Raw genomic sequence first — 18,047 nt, forward strand, 5'->3', positions numbered from 1 at the left:
ATCGTCCAGTAGAGTGGCAGGGCCAAACTCCAGCACGGTGGATTCGAATAAGCCGGCGGACTTTGCCGCCAGCCTTTCCCTCGCCTACAGGTCTTCGCGATCGCCCGCGTTGCCCGATCCGCAGGGTATGCGGGCAAAGCGGCCGCTGCCCAGATGCACCCAGTCCACCCCGACCGAGGCGGCCAGATAGTCGTCCGACTCGCGCGACTCGAGTTCTGCCTGGCCGTAGCGCGACAGCACCAGTCCATGCATCAGCGCCAGATACAGAAGAAAGCCCAGCGGGAAGCCGATCACGAAGGCGTAGACCGACCACCAGGCCGCGATGGCGCCCGCCAGCACCCAGGCGATCAGCCCGGCCGGGTTGAAGCCGCGGCCATAGCGATACTGTCCCTCGGGGTCGTAAAGCGCCGGGACGTTCAGGCGACGCCGTCGGATGACATAGTAATCCGCGACCATGATGCCGCCGATGGCCGACAAAAAGGCGCCGTAATAGCCCAGGAATACGAAAAGATTGTCGAGGATCTGCCAGGGAAAGCACAGCGTGCCGACCACGCCCGCGATGATCACGGCCATCCGATAGTTGATGACGCGCGGCGCAAGGTTGACGAAGGTCAGCGCGGCGGGGATCAGGTTGGCCGAGTTGTTCGTCGACCATTGCGCGAGCACGACCAGCACCAGCAGGACCAGCAGCGCAATGCCCTGTGCATCCCCTTGGATCACCTCGACAGGGTTCCAGTTGCCGGTGGCGATGAAGGAGACCGCGCCGATCCCGGCGATCATCGCCTGCGTTACGGGCAGTGCAACCAACTGCGCCAGGAAGATCGAGCGGTTGCGGCGGAAAAAGCTGCGGGTGCCGGTCTGGGTCTCGACGAACCGTGTGAGGTTCGGAATGTCGATGGCCATCGTCGACCAGAAACTCATATTGGCGATGAACAGCACGATCAGCGAGGCTTGTCCCTCGGCCCGGAAGGTCCAGATGTTCAGCCCCTTGGTCTGGGCAATGCCGTCCAGGGTGAAATACATCCAGGCAGAAATCGCGATGATGGCCGGAGCGGCCAGCGAGGCCAGCCGCTCGACCGACTTGATGCCCAGCATGGTATTGGCGACCTGCACGGCGGCAAAGAGTGCATACCACAGGAACCAGTTGGAAAAGCCCAGGAAGTATTCGCCGATTCCGTTCAGTGCCAATGCCCCCAGATAGGTCTGGATGCCAAACCACATCGCCGCCACGACTCCACGCGAGACTGCCGGCAGATGCGTGCCATAGAGGCCGAAGGGCGCGCGCAGATAGACCGCAAAGGACAGCCCGTGCTCGGTGCCGATGTCGGCTGTCAGCAGCATCAGCGCGCCGATGGCCAGGTTCGCCAGCAGGATCGTCAGGGCAACCGTGCCCAGGCTGAACCCACCCTGGATGCCGGTGGCACCCAGCGAATAGGTGGCGATGATGACCGCGATGCCGACCCAGATCCAGGCATAGCCCAGCATGCCAATGGGCCGCTGGCTGGCTCGGGTGGGCAGGATGCTTTCCTCGATCAGGGCTGTGCGGTCGCGCCCGGCCGCCAGCCCGTCCTGTGTCAGTGACATGGTTCTGTTCCCTGTGTGTTGGTTTCATGCGGCCGTCGTGCGGCCGTTCTTTCGCCGAAATGAAAGGGCCGCGCGATGCGGCCCCCCTGGTCAGTCCTGGCGCTGCATCGCAAGGCGCAGCTTCTCGGTGGTGGCCAGATCCACCGTCTCGGCCTCGAGGTCGATGGCGACGCCATAGACCTCGCGGGCATCCTTGAGGGTGCAGAACCCGTCCAGAACGTCCTCCAGCACCTTGCGAGGCGCGCGGTTCAGCGGATTGCCGTAGCCGCCGCCGTTTGGGCTGTAATAGGTCATCACGTCATCGGCGCCGACCGACAGGCCCGAGAACTTGGAATGCATCTCCTGCTCCTGTCCGGGCCTGGATGGATTGCTGATCGTGCAGCGCCCTACTGCGCCGTCCTGTCCGCCGAAGATGCCCCAGGGCGCATCGGTATGGCGTTCGGATTCGTGGGTGATAAAGGCCGGCGTTAGCACCCGCTGCGCCTTGACGACCCCGATGCCGCCCCGGAACTGGCCCGCGCCCGGAGGGGCGTCGTCGCGCAGCTCGTAGCGGTCGCAGATCATCGGGATATGCATCGCCAGGTCTTCCAGCGGGTTGTTGCGGGTGTTGGCCATCAGGTTGTCGATGCTGTCCGGCCCGTCGCTGCGCGGCCGCCCGCCATAGGCACCCTCGTTCACCTCGAGAAACACCCAGTAATCGCCCGAGGGCCGCACGCCGGAATAGGCCGCAAAGCTGATCGAGGCCGAGGATCCTGCGATCACCTGTTCCGGCATCACCGGTGCCAGCGCGCGGATGATCAGGTCGATCATGCGGTTGCACTGGGTAAAGCGGGCCTCGGCCGAGGCGGGGGCGCGGGGGTTGAAGATCGACCCCAGCGGCGCCGTAACCTTGATCGGGCGGAAGGAGCCCTCGTTCGACGGCACCCGCGCGTCCGAGGTGGCGGCATCCAGCAGCAGTTTGCGGAAACCCGCATAGGCGGCGACCTTGGTCGAGCCTTCGAAGGGCACGTTATAGGCCGTGGGGGTCTGGTCGGCCGAGCCGGTCAGGTCCACCTCGACCTCGTCGCCGCGCACGCGGACCGTCACCTTGACCTTCAGGCGCTGGTCGCGGTTGCGGCCGTCGTCGTCCAGCCAGCCCTCGGCCGTGTAGTCGCCATCCGGGATTTCGCTGATGCGCTGGCGGGTCATGCGCTCGGCGTAATCCATCAGCTGGTTGGCGGCGCCAAAGATCGTCTTCTCACCGTATTTCTCGAGCAGTTCGACAAAGCGGCGCGCGCCCAGGCGGGCCGAGGCGATCTGCGCCTCGATATCCGCCACCAACTGCCCGGCTGCACGGGAATTGCGGCGGATATAGTTCCACATGGCGTTGTTCGGCTCGCCCTTGCGGTAAAGCTTGGTGCCTGCGAACAGCATGCCTTCGGCATAGACATCGGGCACGTCGATGATCAGGCCCGGAGTCGCCGCGCCGATATCGACGTGGTGCGCGGTGTTTCCGGCAAAGCCCACCAGCCGGCCCTGGAAGAACACCGGCACGACGATGGCCAGGTCGGGGGTGTGGGACGAGCCGTGATAGGGGTGGTTGTGGACGACCGCGTCGCCTTCATACCATTCGCCGTCCTCCAGCGTTTCGGCGATGCCGCGCAGATAACCGGGGATCGAGCCGATATGCATCGGCGTCGATTCCGACTCGCAGAGCGTGTTGAAATCGGTGTCGAACAGGCCCGCGCCCAGATCCTGGCTTTCCCGGATGATCGAGGAAAACGACATCCGGTAAAGCACATGGCCCATTTCCTCGGCAATGGTCTCGAAGGCGCCGCGGACGACCTGCAGCGTGATCGGATCGACCTCGGTGATCTTGCTCATCTGGTTCATCTCACGCCCCCTTGCTGATGCGCGTGTTGCCGTAATCCAGCGTCTCGGCCACATAGCCGGGCGGGACCAGGGTGGTGGAATTGTGCTGGACGAGGATCGCCGGCCCCGGCACGCGGTCGCCCGCGAACAGCTTCGTGCGGTCGTAGCGCGGTGTTTCCAGCGTCCGGCCGCAGTCGAAGGTGGTCGGGCGCACGAACATCAGCGCCCGGTCGATCGAGCTGCCGTCGGTGGGCTGCACCTTGGGGATCTCGATCCGGCGCACGCTGGCCGAGCCGATGACCCGCAGCGTGATCAGTTCCACCTCGGCCTTGCGATAGGCATAGCCGTAGTCCTGTTCATGCGCGTCGTGGAAGCTGTCGATGATGACCTGCTTGTTCTCCTGCGTCAGCGGCCCGTCGGGGAAATCGGCGCGCAGTTCGAAGCCCTGGCCCTGATAGCGGCATTCGGCGATGATCTTCAGATCCTGCGCCTCGCGCGCGATGCCGTCCGCGTCCAGTTCCTCGTGTACGGCCTGGCACAGCTTTTCGACATTGTTGTTGATGCGAGCGAGTTCCGCGTCGCTTGCCGAGTTCAGGATCAGAATCCCGGCCTCGGTATGTTCGTATTGCAGGTCGGTCTTCAACAGGCCCACGGCAGCGGTGATGCCCGGCGCCACCGGCACGACCACGTCGCGGGCGCTGACCGCCTCGGCCAGGGCCACGCCGTGCAGCGGACCCGCGCCGCCGAACGGCATGATGGAAAATTCCCGAGGGTCGATGCCGCGTGCCACCGAGTTCGACCGGATCGCCAGCGCCATGTTGTTATTGATGATCCTGATGATCCCCAGCGCCGCGTCGTTGACCGACAGGCCCAGGGGCCGGGCGATCTTTTCCTCGACCGCCTTGCGGGCCAGGTCCGCGTCCAGCCGCAGGTCGCCACCAAGCGCCATGTCGGGGTCGAGGCGTCCCAGCACAATCTGCGCGTCGGTTACGGTCGGCTCATCGCCGCCGCGGCCATAGCAGGCCGGTCCCGGCTCGGACCCGGCCGAGCGCGGGCCGACGTTGAAGCCGCCGGCGTCGTCGATGAAGGCGACCGAGCCGCCGCCAGCGCCGATGGTCACCAGGTCGATCATCGGCGTCAGCACCGGATAGCCCGAGACATAGGTGTCGCGCTGGTTCATGATCTTTAGCTGCCCGCCGGGGATGGTCGAGATGTCGGCCGAGGTGCCGCCGATGTCGACGGTGATGATGTTGGGCGTGCCGGCCATCTGGCCCTCGGACGCACCGCCGATGACGCCGCCGGCCGGGCCGGACATCAGGATGCGGATCGGGCGTCGCGCGCAGGATTCGACGGTCGAGACACCGCCGTTCGACTGCATGATGCGCAGTTTCGAGGTAACGCCCGCCTCGCGTAGCCGCGCATCCAGATCGCGCAGATAATAGGCGGTCTTGGGGCCGACATAGCAGTTCATCGCGGCGGTCGAGAAGCGTTCGTATTCCCGCATGACCCGCGCCAGTTCCGACGACATGGTGACATAGGCGCCGGGAATTTCTTCCAGCACGATCTCCTTGGCGCGGGCCTCGTGGGCGTCGTTCAGGAAACTGAACATGAAGCCGATCACGACCGAGCCGATGCCGCGCTTGCGAAACAACGCGCAGGCGTCGCGCACGGCCTGTTCGTCCAGCGGCTCGGCGATTTCGCCCGTCGGCGGCAGGATGCGCTCGCGCACGGCGATGCGGTTGCGGCGCTTGACCAGCGGCTGGCTTTGCCAGGGCACGTCGAAGTGCAGGCTGAAGTTATAGGGCCGCTTGTGGCGCCCGATATGCAGGATATCGCGGAAGCCGTGGGTGGTGATCATCCCGCATTCCGCGCCGTTGTGCTCGATGGTGATGTTCGTCGCGGTGGTGGTGCCGTGGACGATGGTCTCGACCTCGGACGGGTCGATCCCCGCCTGGTCGCAGATGCCCCTGACGCCCTGCACCACGCCGATCGACTGGTTCTTCAGCGTGGTCGGAACCTTGTGGTAAAAGACCCCCTTTGCGCATTCGAGGACAAGATCGGTATTCGTCCCGCCCACATCGACGCCAATCCTGGCCATGTGACACCTCTCTGTTGGTTGGCTCGCGCCCGTCTTCGCGGCGCTGAAAAAAGGCGCCGGCCGCAAGGGACCGGCGCCAGTTGGGGTTATTCCGCCGCCATCTTCTGGGCGCCGAGGCCGTCGATATAGGCCACGCATTCATCGACGGTGTGGACGTCGCCGAACTTGGCGTCGATGTCGAACAGGTTCCAGGCCACCGCGCCCGGCACACGGTCACCGATGGCTTCCTTGACCGCGATGGTGCGGAAGCCGTCCGCGATACCGTCGCAGATCGTCTGGCGCACGCAGGCGCAGGCGGTCACACCGGTGACCAGGATGGTATCCACGCCGTTCGCGCGCAGGATGCCCGCCAGCTCGGTGCCGTGAAAGGACGAGGCGCGCTTTTTCAGCAGCGTGTATTCGCCGTCAATGGGCGCGATGCGGCTGTCGATGGCCCACAGGTCCTTGTCCTTGATGTCCACCACATCGACCGGGATCTTGTTGTGCCACAGGCCCATGTCGGTGAAATCGGCGTTGCGGTCAGTGATCTCGTAGGCCGTGGTGACATGGACGACCGGCAGGCCGGCGGCGCGGAACGCCTTCAGCAGCTTCTGCATGCCGGGGATGATCTCGTTGTCCATCTTCTCCTGGTCGCAGGTGAAGGGGTTGCCCGGGCGGGTCCAGGCATTCGCCAGATCGACGCTGACCAGGGCCGGACGCTTTCCGAAGCCGACGCGGCGCTGGAAGCCGCGCTCCTTGTAAAGTTTGGTCGCGGTGTCGAAGGCTTCCTGCAGCAGGCGGTCCAGTTCCTTGGTGTCCACTTCGCTCATGATCGAGATCCTTGTCTGGGTAAGAAAGGCGCAGCGCTGCGCCGGGTATCCGAGCCGCCGGCATCCATCGTCCGCCGCTCTGAGGGGCATATTCCGCGTTTCCTTGACCCGGGGGAAATGGCGTGTCAGCAATTATTCATGCACCAGATGCATCAATTGTAAGGCGCCGTTTCATGAGCGATCATTCCGGCATCGAGAATGTCCATTCCTTCATCACCCTCGCCCAGGAACTCAGCTTTCGCCGCGCCGCCGAGCGCCTGCATCTGGACCAGTCGGCGCTGAGCCGACGCATCCAGAAGCTTGAAGTTACACTAGGCTTTCGGCTTTTAGAGCGGACCACGCGCGAGGTCCGGCTGACCCAGGCCGGGCGCAGCTTCTATGACGACAACGCCGACCTGCTGCGCGGCTACGAATCGTCGATCCAGTTGGCCCGGCGCATCGCCGAGGGCAAGCTGGGCGCGCTGAACGTCGGCTATATGGCCTTCGCGGCCACCGAATTGATGCCTGCCGCGGTGGCGCGGTTCCGACAGGCGCATCCCGAGGTCGACCTGAAGATCCGCTATATCCGCACCCAGGGCCAGAAGATCGCCCTGGCCAATGACGAGATCGACCTGGGCTACATGATCGGGCCGTTCGATCACTCGGATTATCACAGCCTGACGCTCTCGCTCGAACCGCTCTATGTGGTGACGCCGCGCAACCATGCGCTGCTGCGCCTGCCGGTGGTCACGCCCGCGGACCTGGCGAGCCAGGACATTATCCTGGGCGATACCCATGAATGGGAGGAATACCGCTGGCGCCTGGCCAATCTGTTCAGCGCCGAGGGCATATCGCTGAACATCACCATCGAGGCTTCGAACACCCTGGCCCTGCTGGGCCTGGTCGCGGCTGGGCTGGGCGTGACCGTCTATCCCGAAAGCCTGATCGGATTTCTGGGCCGCAGCGTCGAGGTGCGCCCGATCATCCACCCGCAGTTCCGCATCAGCACCGTCCTGGCCTGGAAACGGTCGAACCGGTCGCGCCAGGTCCGCGAATTCGTGGAGGTCGCCAAGCTGGCCGGGATGCGCTAGTGCTCAGGGAAGGGCCGGAACGCTGTTCCGGCCTTGAGTCCGCAGGAATTTAAGGAAGGTTTCCAGCACCTCCGACCTGTTCGTGCGGTCCCAGACTGCGGTGACCGGCAGCTTGTTGGTCACATCCCGCAGCGGGCGCACGGCGACGCCCAGGCGCGGCAGGTTGCCGACGCAGCTGGAATAGATCGTGACCCCCACCCCCGCGACCACCAGCCCGAAGATGCCTTCGCTGTTCGACGCCTCCAGCACGATGTTCGGAAAGAACCCTCGGCTGCGGCATTCCGCGAACAGCCTGCTGCGGAAGGCGGCCCAGTTGTCGCCGGTGCCCAGCACGAAAGGCTCGTCCGCCAATTGCGCCAGCGTCAGGGACGGTTGGGCGCAAAGCGGGTGGGAACTGGGCAGCAGCGCGACATAGTCGTCCTGGTCGAAGATCATCTGCCGGGTCGTCTTGTGCTCGAAAGGCCCGATCATGAAGCCGATGTCGATGCTTTGCTGCAGCAGCGCGACGTGCTGGAGGGTGGTCGGCATGAAGATCAGGTCCAGCCGGATGTCGGGATGCGCGCTGGCGAAATCGCGCAGCACATGTGGCAGGTGGCCGTTGATGGCGAAATCGGTATAGGCGATTCGCAATTCGCCCCGGATGCCACGCGCGGCATGGCGGGCCCGGTTGATGGCCCGGTCGATCTGGCCTTCCACAGTAGCGATCTCGGACAGGAAGGCCTTGCCCGCTGCCGTCAGTTCCACCCGGCGGGTGGTGCGCAACAGCAGGGGCACGCCCACCTCGGCCTCAAGCTGCTGGATGATCTTGGTCAGGGCGGGTTGCGCGATATGCAGCGCATCCGCCGCGCGGCCGAAATGCAGTTCGTTTCCGACTGCCGAAAAAGCGCGCAGATGACGAAGGTCCAAGCCCATGGCACGGCTCATCATTGATAACTTGTAGGAAATAATAAAGTGCAAATTGATATTTTACAAATGGCGAATCGTCCTGCATCGTTTGTGAAACATCCAAAAGACGCAGGGCCAACGAAGCCCGCCACACAACAGGGAGATTGCCCATCATGGCAAGCCGTATCATCGATTCCGCAACATTCTCACGCCGCAGCACGCTGGGCCTTTTGCTCGGCGGCGTGGCCGCAGCCGCCATCGCGCCGCGCAGGGGCTGGGCTGCCAGCGGCACGGTCGTGGTGTCGAACTGGGGCGGCGACTGGAACGACCGCACGGTCCGATACGTGGAAAAGCCGCTGCTCGAGGACAAGGGCTTCAGCATCGTCCGCGACCTAGGGACCGAACCCGAGCGCAAGGCCAAGCTGATCAGCGAAAAGCGCATCCGCCGCGCCTCGGCCGACGTGATCCATATCAACAGCTCGGACGCCTTCGAATTGCAGAAGCAGGGGGTGGTCGCCGAACTGGATACAGCGCGCATCCCGAATTACGCCGATACCGCCCCGGAACTGCAAAGCCCCTATTTCGTCCCTTGGCTCTATAGCGGCGTGGTCATCATCTATGACACCACCAAAGTATCCGAGCCGCCGAAATCCTATGCCGAGCTTTGGGATCCGAAATGGGCGGGCAAGGTCGGACTGACCAACCAGCTTTACTTCAACTACATGATGATGGCCGGGCTGGTCGAAAAGGGTGACATGACCAGTGTCGAGGATGGTAAGGCCCGCCTGGAACGTCTGGTCGCGGACAGCAAGCCGCGTCTTTACGCCGCCCACCAGCAGTTGCAGGCCGGGCTGGCCAACGGCGAGGTCGAGATCGCCGTGAACTACAAGGCACGCGGGCTGCAATGGGCGCATGACGGGCTGCCGTTGGCTATCCAGTATCCCGAGGAAGGCGCCATCGCCGTGACCTTCGGGGCCTGCCTGACGCAGTTCGCCGCCAACCCCGACGCGGGTTATGCCTATCTGGACGCCATGCTGGATCCGCAGGCCATGGCGGGCCTGGCCGAGGCCAGCTTCTATGCCCCCGCCAACACCAAGGCCGCGCTGTCGGATGACTTGCGCCAACTTGTCGATTTCTCGGCCGAGGAGCGGGCGAAGATGCGTTTCCTCGACTTCGACTATGTGGCGCAGAACACCGCCGCTTGGCTGGAATGGTGGAACAAGTCCTTCGCCGTCTGAACCGCACGCTTGCTCCAATCCGCCCTTGCATGAGAGAACCTGCATGAGCATGACCGAGATGGCAGTAGATCCGGCCCCGCCGCCCACCCCTGCCGGCACGCCCCGGCGCCTGGGCGCCCCCTGGCTCAGCGCACCGGCAATGATCTTCGTGGCGCTTGGCCTGCTAGCACCTCTGGCCCTGATGCTACGCAACAGCCTGAACCGCTATGATCCGGCCGAGCTGATGATCAGCGCGGTCACGGCCGAGAATTACATCAAGTTCTTCGGCGATGCCTTCTATCAAGAGGTCCTGTGGCGCACGATCGGCATCTCGGCCCTGTCCACGGCGATCTGCCTGGCCGCCGGAATTCCGCTGGCCTATTTCCTGGCCCGCCATGTGGCGCCCGGCGCCAAGCGCGCGCTGCTGCTGGCGATCCTTGTGCCGCTGTTGATCGGGAACGCGGTCAGGACATCGGCCTGGATGCTGATCCTGAACGACCAAGGCGTGCTGGCGGCCTTTCTGCGCCTGTTCGGCTGGGACGGGCAGCTGGGGCTGATGTATTCCTCGGCGGGGGTCACCATCGGCCTGGTCTCGGTCCTGTTGCCGTTCATGGTCATCACCCTGAATAGTGTCTTCGAATCCATCGACCAGAACCTTGAGGACGCGGGTCAGAGCCTGGGCGCGGGCCACCTGACGGTGATGCGCCGGATCGTGCTGCCGCTGGCGATGCCCGGCATCCTCGCGGGCAGCGTCCTGTGCTTCATCCTGTCGATGAATGCCTATGCCACGCCCGTGCTGATCGGCGGGCCGACATTCCACATGATGGCGCCGACCGTCTATCAGCAGATCGCCAAGGTGATGAACTGGCCCTTCGGCGCGGCCCTAGCCTTCATCCTGATGGCCGTGACGCTGATCCTGACAGTGGGCGTGTCGGTCCTGGTCCAGCGCCGCTATCGGAAATGGAGCGAGTGATGCCCGCACAGTCACGCGCCATCCGCCGGGGTTACGCCGCCTTTGCCGTGCTGGCCATCGGCTTCATCACCCTGCCTTTGGTCTTCATCGTCTGGATGAGCTTCTTTTCCAACAAGATCCTGTCCTTTCCGCCGCAGGGCTATACGCTGGACTGGTATCTGCGCGCATGGGAGCTGTCGGATTTCCGCAACGGCTTCTTCCTCAGCATCCGGACCAGCCTGATCGCCACCGGCATCGCCTTGGCCCTGGGCCTGCCGGCCAGCTTTGCCCTGGCTCGGACCCGCTTCAAGGGGCGCGAGGCGATCAACACGGTGCTGATGTCGCCAATGATCGTGCCCGGCATCGTCGGCGGCAGCGCGCTGTTCGTGTTCTTCCTGGAGGTGGAGTTCCTGACCGGCTGGCGCATCGCCGGGACCAGCGCAGGCCTGCTGGTCGCCCATGGACTGATCGCGCTGCCCTGGATGATCAGGCTGGTCACCACAGCGTTGATCTCGGTCAACCCTTCGGTCGAAGAGGCGGCGCGCAGCCTGGGGGCGGGACCGTTGACGGTATTCTGGCGCATCACCCTGCCGGTCATCAAACCGGGCGTGATCGCCGGGTCCCTGTTCGCCTTTATCAACTCTTTCATCGATCTGGAAAAATCGCTGTTCCTGGTCGGACCTAACAGCACGACCTTGCAGATCGCGCTGATCAACTACCTGGAATGGAATTTCGACCCGACCATCGGCGCCGTCGCCACCGTGCAGATCGCCCTAGTGACGGCCCTGCTGATCGTCACCGACCGCTATGTCAAGCTCAGCCGCGCCTTCTGAAAGGATAAGCCATGTCTGACGTCGTTCTTCAGGATGTCGCCAAGCATTACGGCACCGCCATCGCGGTGGAAAACATGACGCTGCGCATCGCCGATGGCGAATTGGTGGCGCTTCTTGGGCCTTCGGGCTGCGGCAAGACCACCACCCTGCGCATGATCGGCGGCTTCGTCGATGCGACCAAGGGGCGGATTACGGTAGGCGGGCGCGACGTGACCGGCCTGCCGCCAAACCGGCGCAACATGGGCTTCGTGTTCCAGAACTATGCCCTGTTCCCGCACATGACCGTGGCGCAGAACGTGGCCTTCGGGCTGGAGATGCGCAAGGTGAACAAAACCGACGCCGCCCGCCGCGTGCGCGAGGCACTGGCGCGGGTGCGCCTGTCCCAATACGCCGACCGCCTGCCCAAGCAGATGTCGGGCGGCCAGCAGCAGCGCGTGGCCCTGGCCCGGGCGCTGGTGATCGAACCCGACGTGCTGCTGCTGGATGAACCGCTGTCGAACCTGGATGCCTCGCTGCGCCAGGAGATGAAGCTGGAGATCCGCCAACTGCAACAATCGCTGGGTCTGACCACGGTCTTCGTCACCCATGATCAGGACGAGGCGATGAGCACCTCCGACCGCATGGTGCTGATGTATAATGGCCGGGTGGAACAGGTTGGCGCGCCCGACCAGATGTATACTCAGCCGCGTTCCGCCTTCGCCGCAGCCTTTCTGGGCATCCCGAACCTGCTGCGCGGACGCATGGCGGCCGATCACGGCAGCTTCGTGACCGATGCGGGGCCGGTCCTGCGCCTGGCAGGGCAAGCGCCCGTCGCCGGCCCCGCCTGCCTGGCACTGCGCCCCGAGGTGGTGGCGATTGCGACCACGGCGCCCGACGAAGGGGTCAATGCCTTGGCGGGCCGGGTCGAGGTGATGAGTTTTCACGGTGCGGCGGTGGAATACCAGATCGCGACCGAGGCCGGCCCGCGCATGACCGCGCGCACCACCGCACCCGGTCTGGGCGGCGCCACGCCGGTGCCGCAGGGCAGCCGCGTCTGGCTGTGCTGGTCCCCCTCTGCCGGCGTGATCGTCAGCGAACACTGAACCGAACAGGAGAAGACGATGAACGACCTGACCCCCGTTTCCGGGGCCGATGCCCTGCATGCCCGGCTGACTGTCGTGGACGGGCTGATCGTGTCCGATTTCAACCGCGCGATCTTCCAGGATATGCGGCGCGGCGGCATCACGGCCGCCAACTGCACCTGCTGCATCTGGGAGGGTTTCACCGGCACGATGCGCAACATCATGCAGTGGAAGCAGTGGTTTCGCGACAATGACGACCTGATCCTGCAAGTGCGCAGCACCGCCGACATCCGCCGCGCCAAGGCCGAGGGCAAAACCGGCATCATCCTGGGCTGGCAGAACATCACCGGCATCGAGGATCAGATCGGCTATCTGTCGCTGTTCAAGGATCTGGGTGTCGGCATCATCCAGATGGCCTACAACACCCAGAACCTTGTCGCGACCGGCTGCTATGAGTCCAGGGACGGCGGGCTGTCGGACTTCGGACACGAGGTGGTGGCCGAGATGAACCGCCTGGGGATCCTGTGCGATCTGTCCCATGTCGGCGCGCAAAGCAGCCGCGACGTGATCCTGGCCTCGCGCCAGCCGGTCGCCTATTCCCATTGCTTGCCCGCCGGGCTGAAGGCGCATCCGCGCAACAAGACGGACGAGGAGTTGCGCTTCATCATCGACCATGGCGGCTTCGTGGGCGTGACCATGTTTACGCCCTTCCTGGCACGTGGGGCCAACGCGACGGTCGACGACTATGTCGATGCAATGGAATACGTCATCAACCTCTGCGGCGAGGAGCGGGTCGGCTATGGCACCGACTTCACCCAGGGTCATGGACAGAAGTTCTTCGACTGGATCAGCCATGACAAGGGCTATGCCCGCCGCCTGACGGATCTGGGCACGATCAAGAACCCGGCCGGCCTGGACTCGATCGGTCATACCAGCGCTCTGACCGCCGCCATGCAGCGCCGGAACTGGCCCGAAGCGAGGATCGAGCGCGTCATGGGCGAAAATTGGATCGCCCTGCTAGCCGAGGTCTGGCGGGGTTAAGAGGCCAATGGCTGTGATGATGCGGCCGCCCTCCCCCGGCGGCATCAGTTTGACGTAACCCCGATCCGCCTGTGGCTCCGCCATTTGTCATGTATGGATGCCCCCTTTCGTGCAAGTGGTATTTGAATAGCTCAGACGCGTGATCGGATGCGGTCATGTATCAGGCCTCATGGTGCGGCTCGAACGTGGCCGCAGGCCGGTATGGCGATGCGCGGGTCAGAGGCAAATCAACAGAGCGAGCTCTTCGGCTCCACGACAAATACTGCTTTCTCCAACCCGGATCTTGTCGATCCTTTGCCCTTACTGTTCAGTGATCTCCTCACACGCCCGACGTACCGAGGCGCGATGGCAAGCTTTGCACTGTCATGCCATCGTCGCCGCCGGGTTCCGGTAATCTTCCTGTTTCGTCATCATGGCCCAGAGACCTCGCGCCATTTTGTTCGCCAAGGCGACAGCGGCAACCATGCGTGGCTTGCGCCCCCGCAAGCGAACAAGCCATCCATGCTTTGAACTGCCATAGCGCTCGACCGCCTGCAGCACAGCCATTGCGCCGGAGATCAGGAGCCTTCGGATGTCGCGCTGTCCCATCTTCGAGGTTTTGCCCAGACGGGGTTTGCCTCCCGTCGAATGCTGGCGGGGCACGAGCCCCAGCCACGCGGCAAAGTCCCTACCGCGCCGAAAGCTGGTCAGATCAGGTGCAAATGTTTCGATCGCCAATGCCGTGATCGGCCCGACGCCGGGCATGGTTTGAGCACGACGCGTCGAAGCTGCTTCCTTCGTAGCCTGGCCCATCTTGCGGTCGAGTTCCGCAATGCGTTCACTCAACCCTTCGATCGCGTTCAGATACATCTGGCCGAGTTCTCGGACCGTGGCGGGCAAGGGCGTTTTCACGTCACCGATGGCGTCCGCAAGCTTCTTGAGCTGGGCAACTCCTCGCGCCGCGACCAGGCCATGCTCGGCAAGATGCCCGCGAAGGGCGTTGATCATTTGGGTGCGCTGGCCGACAAACATCTGCCGCGTCCGAAACAGCATCGCGCGGGCTTGCTGGTCTTCGGTCTTCAAAGCCACAAAGCGCATTGTCGGACGCACCGCAGCTTCCACGATCGCCTCGGCATCCGCGCAATCGTTCTTCTGGCGTTTGACGAATGGCTTCACGTAGACCGGCGGGATCAGGCGCACTTCATGTCCAAACGTCTCGAAAGCGCGGCCCCAGCCATGCGCCGTCGCACACGCCTCCATGGCGACAACGCACCGCGGTACCTGAGACATGAACGCAAGTAGCTGGCCACGCGAAAGCCTTTTGCGAAACACGACGGATCCGTCGTGACCGGCACCGTGCAGGTGGAAAATGCGCTTTGCCAGATCGATCCCGATAATCGTAACCTCGGACATGGATGCTCCCTCCTTCTGTGATGGCTTCAACACGCATCACCTTGGCACATTGCGATGCCGTCAGGTGGGGGCATCCACGCCATCAACGCTGGTTCAACCAGGGCGCCGCCGGCGCGCTGTTCGATGCCACGGTCTCGGGCGCGCCGCTGACACGGATCGGAAACACCCTGCAGCTCTCCGGCTCGACAGGCACGCCGACCCTGGCCACACGGGCCAGCATCATGGGCATCCGCCTGATGTGGGTCATGGACTGTGCCGGGCTGACGGCGAACATGCGGCTGTTCGGCTCGGATGTGGCCGGGACCGACGATTACGAGCTGCGCATGATCGTGGCGTTCAACCACATCTATGCCTGGACCAACAATGGCGGGACCTCGTCCGGGCAGAACATCCATTCCGGCAACTATACATATCCCACCAGCGGGCTGCACCTCTTCGAAATCGAACTGAGCCCAGCCGGATGGGCGGTCTATCTGGACGGCGCGCTGATCGGCTCGGCCGCCATTCTCGCCGCGCCCTTCCAGACCGACTTCCTGCTCGACCGGATCGGCCAGGGCGCAACCACCGCTGTGCCCCTGGTCGCCGATATGGGCGACATCCTGGGCGTTCGGCTCGGCGCCGGGGCCGAGGACACGATCGCGGAGGCCCGCACCTTCCTGCGCCGCCGCTTCCCGGGCCTGCCGCAATGATCCGCGACCTGCTCACGGCCGAGGCGCAGCGCGACCCCTATGTCTGGGCGGCCGTTCTGGCCGCTCATGCCGGCATCGGCGTGGCGCTGTGGGTGCTGACCGGCAGCCTGGTCGCCGTCGGCGGCATCTATGCCGGATTCGAGCTGGTCCAGGCCCTGACCAGCCGCCGCGCGCTATGGTGGGACAGCCTGCTCGACTGGTCGGCCGTGAGCCTGGGGGCGGTGCTGGGATGGGCGCTCGAGGCCGGGCAGCGGCCGATCCAGATGGGCGCGATCGCCTCGGTAGCGGTCGTCGCTGTCATGGGCGCGGCGGTCAGGAGGGCTAAACTTTAGGGCCGAAAAGTTGAAAGTGGCGCGCCACGTCCAACTTTCCTTTTGGGTGTCAGGATGAGAGGAGCAGAGGGCCAGCCGGCTGCGATCCTGACAGGGCGAGCGAAAAATTTTCGTGCCAAACCTAGTTCGCCGTTCTGCCAAAGCTGGATCGCGCTAACAGTCCGGAAGCTGGACCGCGCCAACAGTTACAAGCTACAGTTGGTTCCACAGTGGTTCCACGAACCGCACAAAGAAAAAAGGCCGCCTGAACGAACGGCCTTTTTTCCAGCGACTTCACCACCTTAGTGGTGCCGGTGAAGGGACTCGAACCCCCGACCCCATCATTACGAATGACGTGCTCTACCAGCTGAGCTACACCGGCGTTCCGCTATGTGCCGCGCCGGATAGCAGGTTCCGGCGCGGGCGAAAAGGGGGGTCAGCGACTTTTCCCCGACAAGTTTGCACTCTCCTCGGGCGGCTCGACGTCGGGGCGGACGGGCAGGACGTCGGCATCCGCGGCGATCCTGGCCGGGGCCGCCTCGGGAGGGGGCGGCACGGCCGAGGGCTGGGCAGGGGGTGTGGGCAGGGGTTCGGGGTCGGTCACCGTCATCGCGGGCTCAGCCTCGGCCAAGGGGCGGCGATAGTCGGATTCGCGCGGGACCATGCCGGGGGCCACGTCGGGCACCTCGACCACGACGGGCCGGGCGTGCCTTGGCGGAGGCGCATACGGCTCGTCCCGCTCGACCATGCCGGGGCGACTGGCCGGGGCGGGCCGCGACGCGGCAGAAGCCGCCGCGGCCTCCGGTATCTTGCCACCGGCCGGCGCCTCGTGGGGCGCCGTGTCTCCATTCGCCTTGTCCTGGGGTGCACCGACCAGCAGGGGCAGCAGTTCGACCCCGTTCGGGGCGACCCCGGCCGAGGCGGTGGCGCTGTCCGGCTCGCGCCAGGTCAGGGTATCGAAACCGCCGCAGCTGTCGCAGACCGGGGCCCAGTCCGCCATGACGTTGTGGCACTTGTCGCAGACCCATTGCGGGCCGCGGCTGGCGGTCATGGCGCGGGCCAGAGTCGCGCGCACTAGGGCGTCGTCCGCGCCCTCGCCCCGCTCGACCGCCGCCAGGATCGACAGCGACCGCACGGTCGGGTGCTTGGCCGGGATGTCCCCCAGCGCGCGGCGGGCGCCCGGGAAATCCTCGGCCGCAAGCAGCAGTTCGGCGCGCAGAAGCTTGGATTCCTCGTGTTCGGGGTTCTGACGGATCAGGTCCTCGAACCGGCGCAGGCGGGCGGCCGGGGTCTCGTCCGGAACGATCTCGGCATAGGTGGCGGCGACCGAGGGGTGCGGCCGCACCGACCAGGTCTTTTGCAGGACGCGGCTGGCATTGCGGAAATCGTTCTGCGCGATGTAGCTGCGCGCCGCCAGAACGGCCGCCGGAATCAGGTCGGGGCTGGCGCGGTTCGCGGAAATCGCGGCCTCGCGCGCGCTGATCGAATTGCCCTCGGCCAGCACTTCCGAGGCCTCCTTCAGCGCCAGCACGGCATCGCGGCGGATATGCACGTCCTGCGGCAACAGCCCCTGCTTGCGCTTGTCCTTGAGCACGGCGCGCGCGCCCTTCCAGTCGCCCTGCCGGGTCTGCAACTCCAGCAGCATGTCCTGGACCTCGGTGTGGCGCGGCTTCAGCGCATAGGCCTTTTGCGCCAGCTTCAGGGCGGTGGCGGTGTCGCCCTCGTCCAGTTTCTGGCGCATCAGGCCGCGGATGCCCACGAACCGGGTGCGGTCGTCCGACAGCATGGTGCGATAGACCTCGGAGGCCTTGCGGTTGTCGCCGGCGGTCTCGGCGGCCTGGGCGGCCAGCAGGTTCGTCACATGCGGCTTGTCCAGGAACTTGGCGGCGCGCGCCGCCTTGTCCTGCGCCAGCCGCCCCTCGCCCGAGGCGACGGCCAGCATCCCCTCGGACAGCGCCTCGTAGCCCTTGCGCTCGCGCGAGCGGGCGAAATAGCGGTCGATGGCGGTTTCGTCCCCCATCAGGAAGCGGATGAAGGCCAGAGCCAGGCCCAGCACATTGAAGGCGATCCAGCCTGCGGCCAGCAGCAGGACCAGCGCGATCAGCGCCTGCACCGGGCCCAGCGTGTATTCGGTGCCGGCATAGACCAGCCGCAGCGCGTGGCCGGTTTCCGACAGTTGCACCGCGCCCAGCGCAAGGCACAGGACGACGGCAAAGAAGATCAGGATTTTCAGCGCGGAAAGCAGCATGACGGG

General features: G+C 64.8%; 15 protein-coding genes and 1 tRNA gene. 8 read left to right on the plus strand and 8 right to left on the minus strand.

The window, feature by feature from the left end:
• Positions 1-84 precede the first annotated feature (84 nt).
• The 4 genes from BU28_RS0107635 to BU28_RS0107650 all read right to left on the minus strand — a co-directional run bounded on the left by BU28_RS0107635 (position 85) and on the right by BU28_RS0107650 (position 6,342).
• The gene (locus tag BU28_RS0107635; RefSeq protein ID WP_028718941.1) at positions 85-1,584 is read right to left on the minus strand and encodes an NCS1 family transporter; all 1,500 of its coding nucleotides are present in this window, start codon (positions 1,582-1,584) and stop codon (positions 85-87) included.
• A 90-nt stretch (positions 1,585-1,674) separates the two neighbouring features.
• Complete coding sequence (locus BU28_RS0107640) at positions 1,675-3,456, minus strand: hydantoinase B/oxoprolinase family protein (protein ID WP_028718942.1); 1,782 nt, start codon at positions 3,454-3,456, stop codon at positions 1,675-1,677.
• 1 nt (position 3,457) lies between these two features.
• On the minus strand, positions 3,458-5,533 hold the full coding sequence (locus BU28_RS0107645; protein ID WP_028718943.1) for a hydantoinase/oxoprolinase family protein: 2,076 nt from the start codon (positions 5,531-5,533) through the stop codon (positions 3,458-3,460).
• A gap of 86 nt (positions 5,534-5,619) precedes the next feature.
• Positions 5,620-6,342 (minus strand): isochorismatase family protein, encoded by a 723-nt coding sequence (locus BU28_RS0107650; RefSeq protein WP_028718944.1) that lies wholly within the window; start codon positions 6,340-6,342, stop codon positions 5,620-5,622.
• A gap of 173 nt (positions 6,343-6,515) precedes the next feature.
• On the opposite strand from BU28_RS0107650, the gene BU28_RS0107655 reads away from it, so the two are divergent.
• Complete coding sequence (locus BU28_RS0107655; protein WP_028718945.1) at positions 6,516-7,412, plus strand: LysR family transcriptional regulator; 897 nt, start codon at positions 6,516-6,518, stop codon at positions 7,410-7,412.
• Between the two features lie 3 nt (positions 7,413-7,415).
• Here BU28_RS0107655 and BU28_RS0107660 read toward each other — a convergent pair whose 3' ends face one another.
• Positions 7,416-8,324, minus strand: a complete 909-nt coding sequence (locus tag BU28_RS0107660) for a LysR family transcriptional regulator (protein ID WP_036762307.1) — start codon at positions 8,322-8,324, stop codon at positions 7,416-7,418.
• 146 nt (positions 8,325-8,470) lie between these two features.
• On the opposite strand from BU28_RS0107660, the gene BU28_RS0107665 reads away from it, so the two are divergent.
• From BU28_RS0107665 to BU28_RS0107685, 5 genes are read left to right on the plus strand one after another with little or no spacing between them, the layout of a single operon-like run.
• The gene (locus BU28_RS0107665) at positions 8,471-9,535 is read left to right on the plus strand and encodes an ABC transporter substrate-binding protein (protein ID WP_028718947.1); all 1,065 of its coding nucleotides are present in this window, start codon (positions 8,471-8,473) and stop codon (positions 9,533-9,535) included.
• Between the two features lie 43 nt (positions 9,536-9,578).
• Positions 9,579-10,487 carry an ABC transporter permease gene (locus BU28_RS0107670; protein ID WP_081791309.1) on the plus strand — a complete coding sequence of 303 codons (909 nt, stop codon included), beginning with the start codon at positions 9,579-9,581 and terminating at the stop codon, positions 10,485-10,487.
• On the plus strand, positions 10,487-11,299 hold the full coding sequence (locus BU28_RS0107675; RefSeq protein ID WP_233144986.1) for an ABC transporter permease: 813 nt from the start codon (positions 10,487-10,489) through the stop codon (positions 11,297-11,299). Before BU28_RS0107670 ends, BU28_RS0107675 begins: the two co-directional genes overlap by 1 nt.
• A gap of 11 nt (positions 11,300-11,310) precedes the next feature.
• A complete protein-coding gene (locus tag BU28_RS0107680; RefSeq protein ID WP_028718950.1) occupies positions 11,311-12,381 on the plus strand; it encodes an ABC transporter ATP-binding protein in 1,071 nt (356 codons plus the stop codon).
• Positions 12,382-12,399: 18 nt separating this feature from the next.
• Positions 12,400-13,401 (plus strand): dipeptidase, encoded by a 1,002-nt coding sequence (locus tag BU28_RS0107685; RefSeq protein WP_051578008.1) that lies wholly within the window; start codon positions 12,400-12,402, stop codon positions 13,399-13,401.
• A gap of 363 nt (positions 13,402-13,764) precedes the next feature.
• Here BU28_RS0107685 and BU28_RS0107690 read toward each other — a convergent pair whose 3' ends face one another.
• Positions 13,765-14,793, minus strand: a complete 1,029-nt coding sequence (locus BU28_RS0107690) for an IS110 family RNA-guided transposase (protein ID WP_028718952.1) — start codon at positions 14,791-14,793, stop codon at positions 13,765-13,767.
• Between the two features lie 41 nt (positions 14,794-14,834).
• Between BU28_RS0107690 and BU28_RS0107695 the strand changes: the two genes are divergently transcribed.
• Complete coding sequence (locus tag BU28_RS0107695; protein WP_143809842.1) at positions 14,835-15,482, plus strand: hypothetical protein; 648 nt, start codon at positions 14,835-14,837, stop codon at positions 15,480-15,482.
• A complete protein-coding gene (locus tag BU28_RS0107700; RefSeq protein ID WP_028718954.1) occupies positions 15,479-15,814 on the plus strand; it encodes a hypothetical protein in 336 nt (111 codons plus the stop codon). The genes BU28_RS0107695 and BU28_RS0107700 overlap by 4 nt, the downstream gene beginning before the upstream one ends.
• Positions 15,815-16,099: 285 nt before the next feature.
• On the opposite strand, the gene BU28_RS0107705 is transcribed toward BU28_RS0107700, so the two are convergent.
• Positions 16,100-16,175, minus strand: a tRNA-Thr gene (locus BU28_RS0107705).
• Between the two features lie 54 nt (positions 16,176-16,229).
• A complete protein-coding gene (locus tag BU28_RS0107710; RefSeq protein WP_036762309.1) occupies positions 16,230-18,041 on the minus strand; it encodes a heme biosynthesis protein HemY in 1,812 nt (603 codons plus the stop codon).
• Positions 18,042-18,047: the final 6 nt, after the last annotated feature.

It is taken from the genome of Paracoccus yeei ATCC BAA-599 (assembly GCF_000622145.1).
Lineage (GTDB): Bacteria > Pseudomonadota > Alphaproteobacteria > Rhodobacterales > Rhodobacteraceae > Paracoccus > Paracoccus yeei.

Bases quoted from the DNA above. Each gene is read 5' to 3' on its own strand.
- BU28_RS0107635 (WP_028718941.1), bottom strand. From the start codon at position 1,584: ATGTCACTGACACAGGACGGGCTGGCGGCCGGGCGCGACCGCACAGCC.
- BU28_RS0107640 (WP_028718942.1), bottom strand. From the start codon at position 3,456: ATGAACCAGATGAGCAAGATCACCGAGGTCGATCCGATCACGCTGCAG.
- BU28_RS0107645 (WP_028718943.1), bottom strand. From the start codon at position 5,533: ATGGCCAGGATTGGCGTCGATGTGGGCGGGACGAATACCGATCTTGTC.
- BU28_RS0107650 (WP_028718944.1), bottom strand. From the start codon at position 6,342: ATGAGCGAAGTGGACACCAAGGAACTGGACCGCCTGCTGCAGGAAGCC.
- BU28_RS0107655 (WP_028718945.1), top strand. From the start codon at position 6,516: ATGAGCGATCATTCCGGCATCGAGAATGTCCATTCCTTCATCACCCTC.
- BU28_RS0107660 (WP_036762307.1), bottom strand. From the start codon at position 8,324: ATGGGCTTGGACCTTCGTCATCTGCGCGCTTTTTCGGCAGTCGGAAAC.
- BU28_RS0107665 (WP_028718947.1), top strand. From the start codon at position 8,471: ATGGCAAGCCGTATCATCGATTCCGCAACATTCTCACGCCGCAGCACG.
- BU28_RS0107670 (WP_081791309.1), top strand. From the start codon at position 9,579: ATGAGCATGACCGAGATGGCAGTAGATCCGGCCCCGCCGCCCACCCCT.
- BU28_RS0107675 (WP_233144986.1), top strand. From the start codon at position 10,487: ATGCCCGCACAGTCACGCGCCATCCGCCGGGGTTACGCCGCCTTTGCC.
- BU28_RS0107680 (WP_028718950.1), top strand. From the start codon at position 11,311: ATGTCTGACGTCGTTCTTCAGGATGTCGCCAAGCATTACGGCACCGCC.
- BU28_RS0107685 (WP_051578008.1), top strand. From the start codon at position 12,400: ATGAACGACCTGACCCCCGTTTCCGGGGCCGATGCCCTGCATGCCCGG.
- BU28_RS0107690 (WP_028718952.1), bottom strand. From the start codon at position 14,793: ATGTCCGAGGTTACGATTATCGGGATCGATCTGGCAAAGCGCATTTTC.
- BU28_RS0107700 (WP_028718954.1), top strand. From the start codon at position 15,479: ATGATCCGCGACCTGCTCACGGCCGAGGCGCAGCGCGACCCCTATGTC.
- BU28_RS0107710 (WP_036762309.1), bottom strand. From the start codon at position 18,041: ATGCTGCTTTCCGCGCTGAAAATCCTGATCTTCTTTGCCGTCGTCCTG.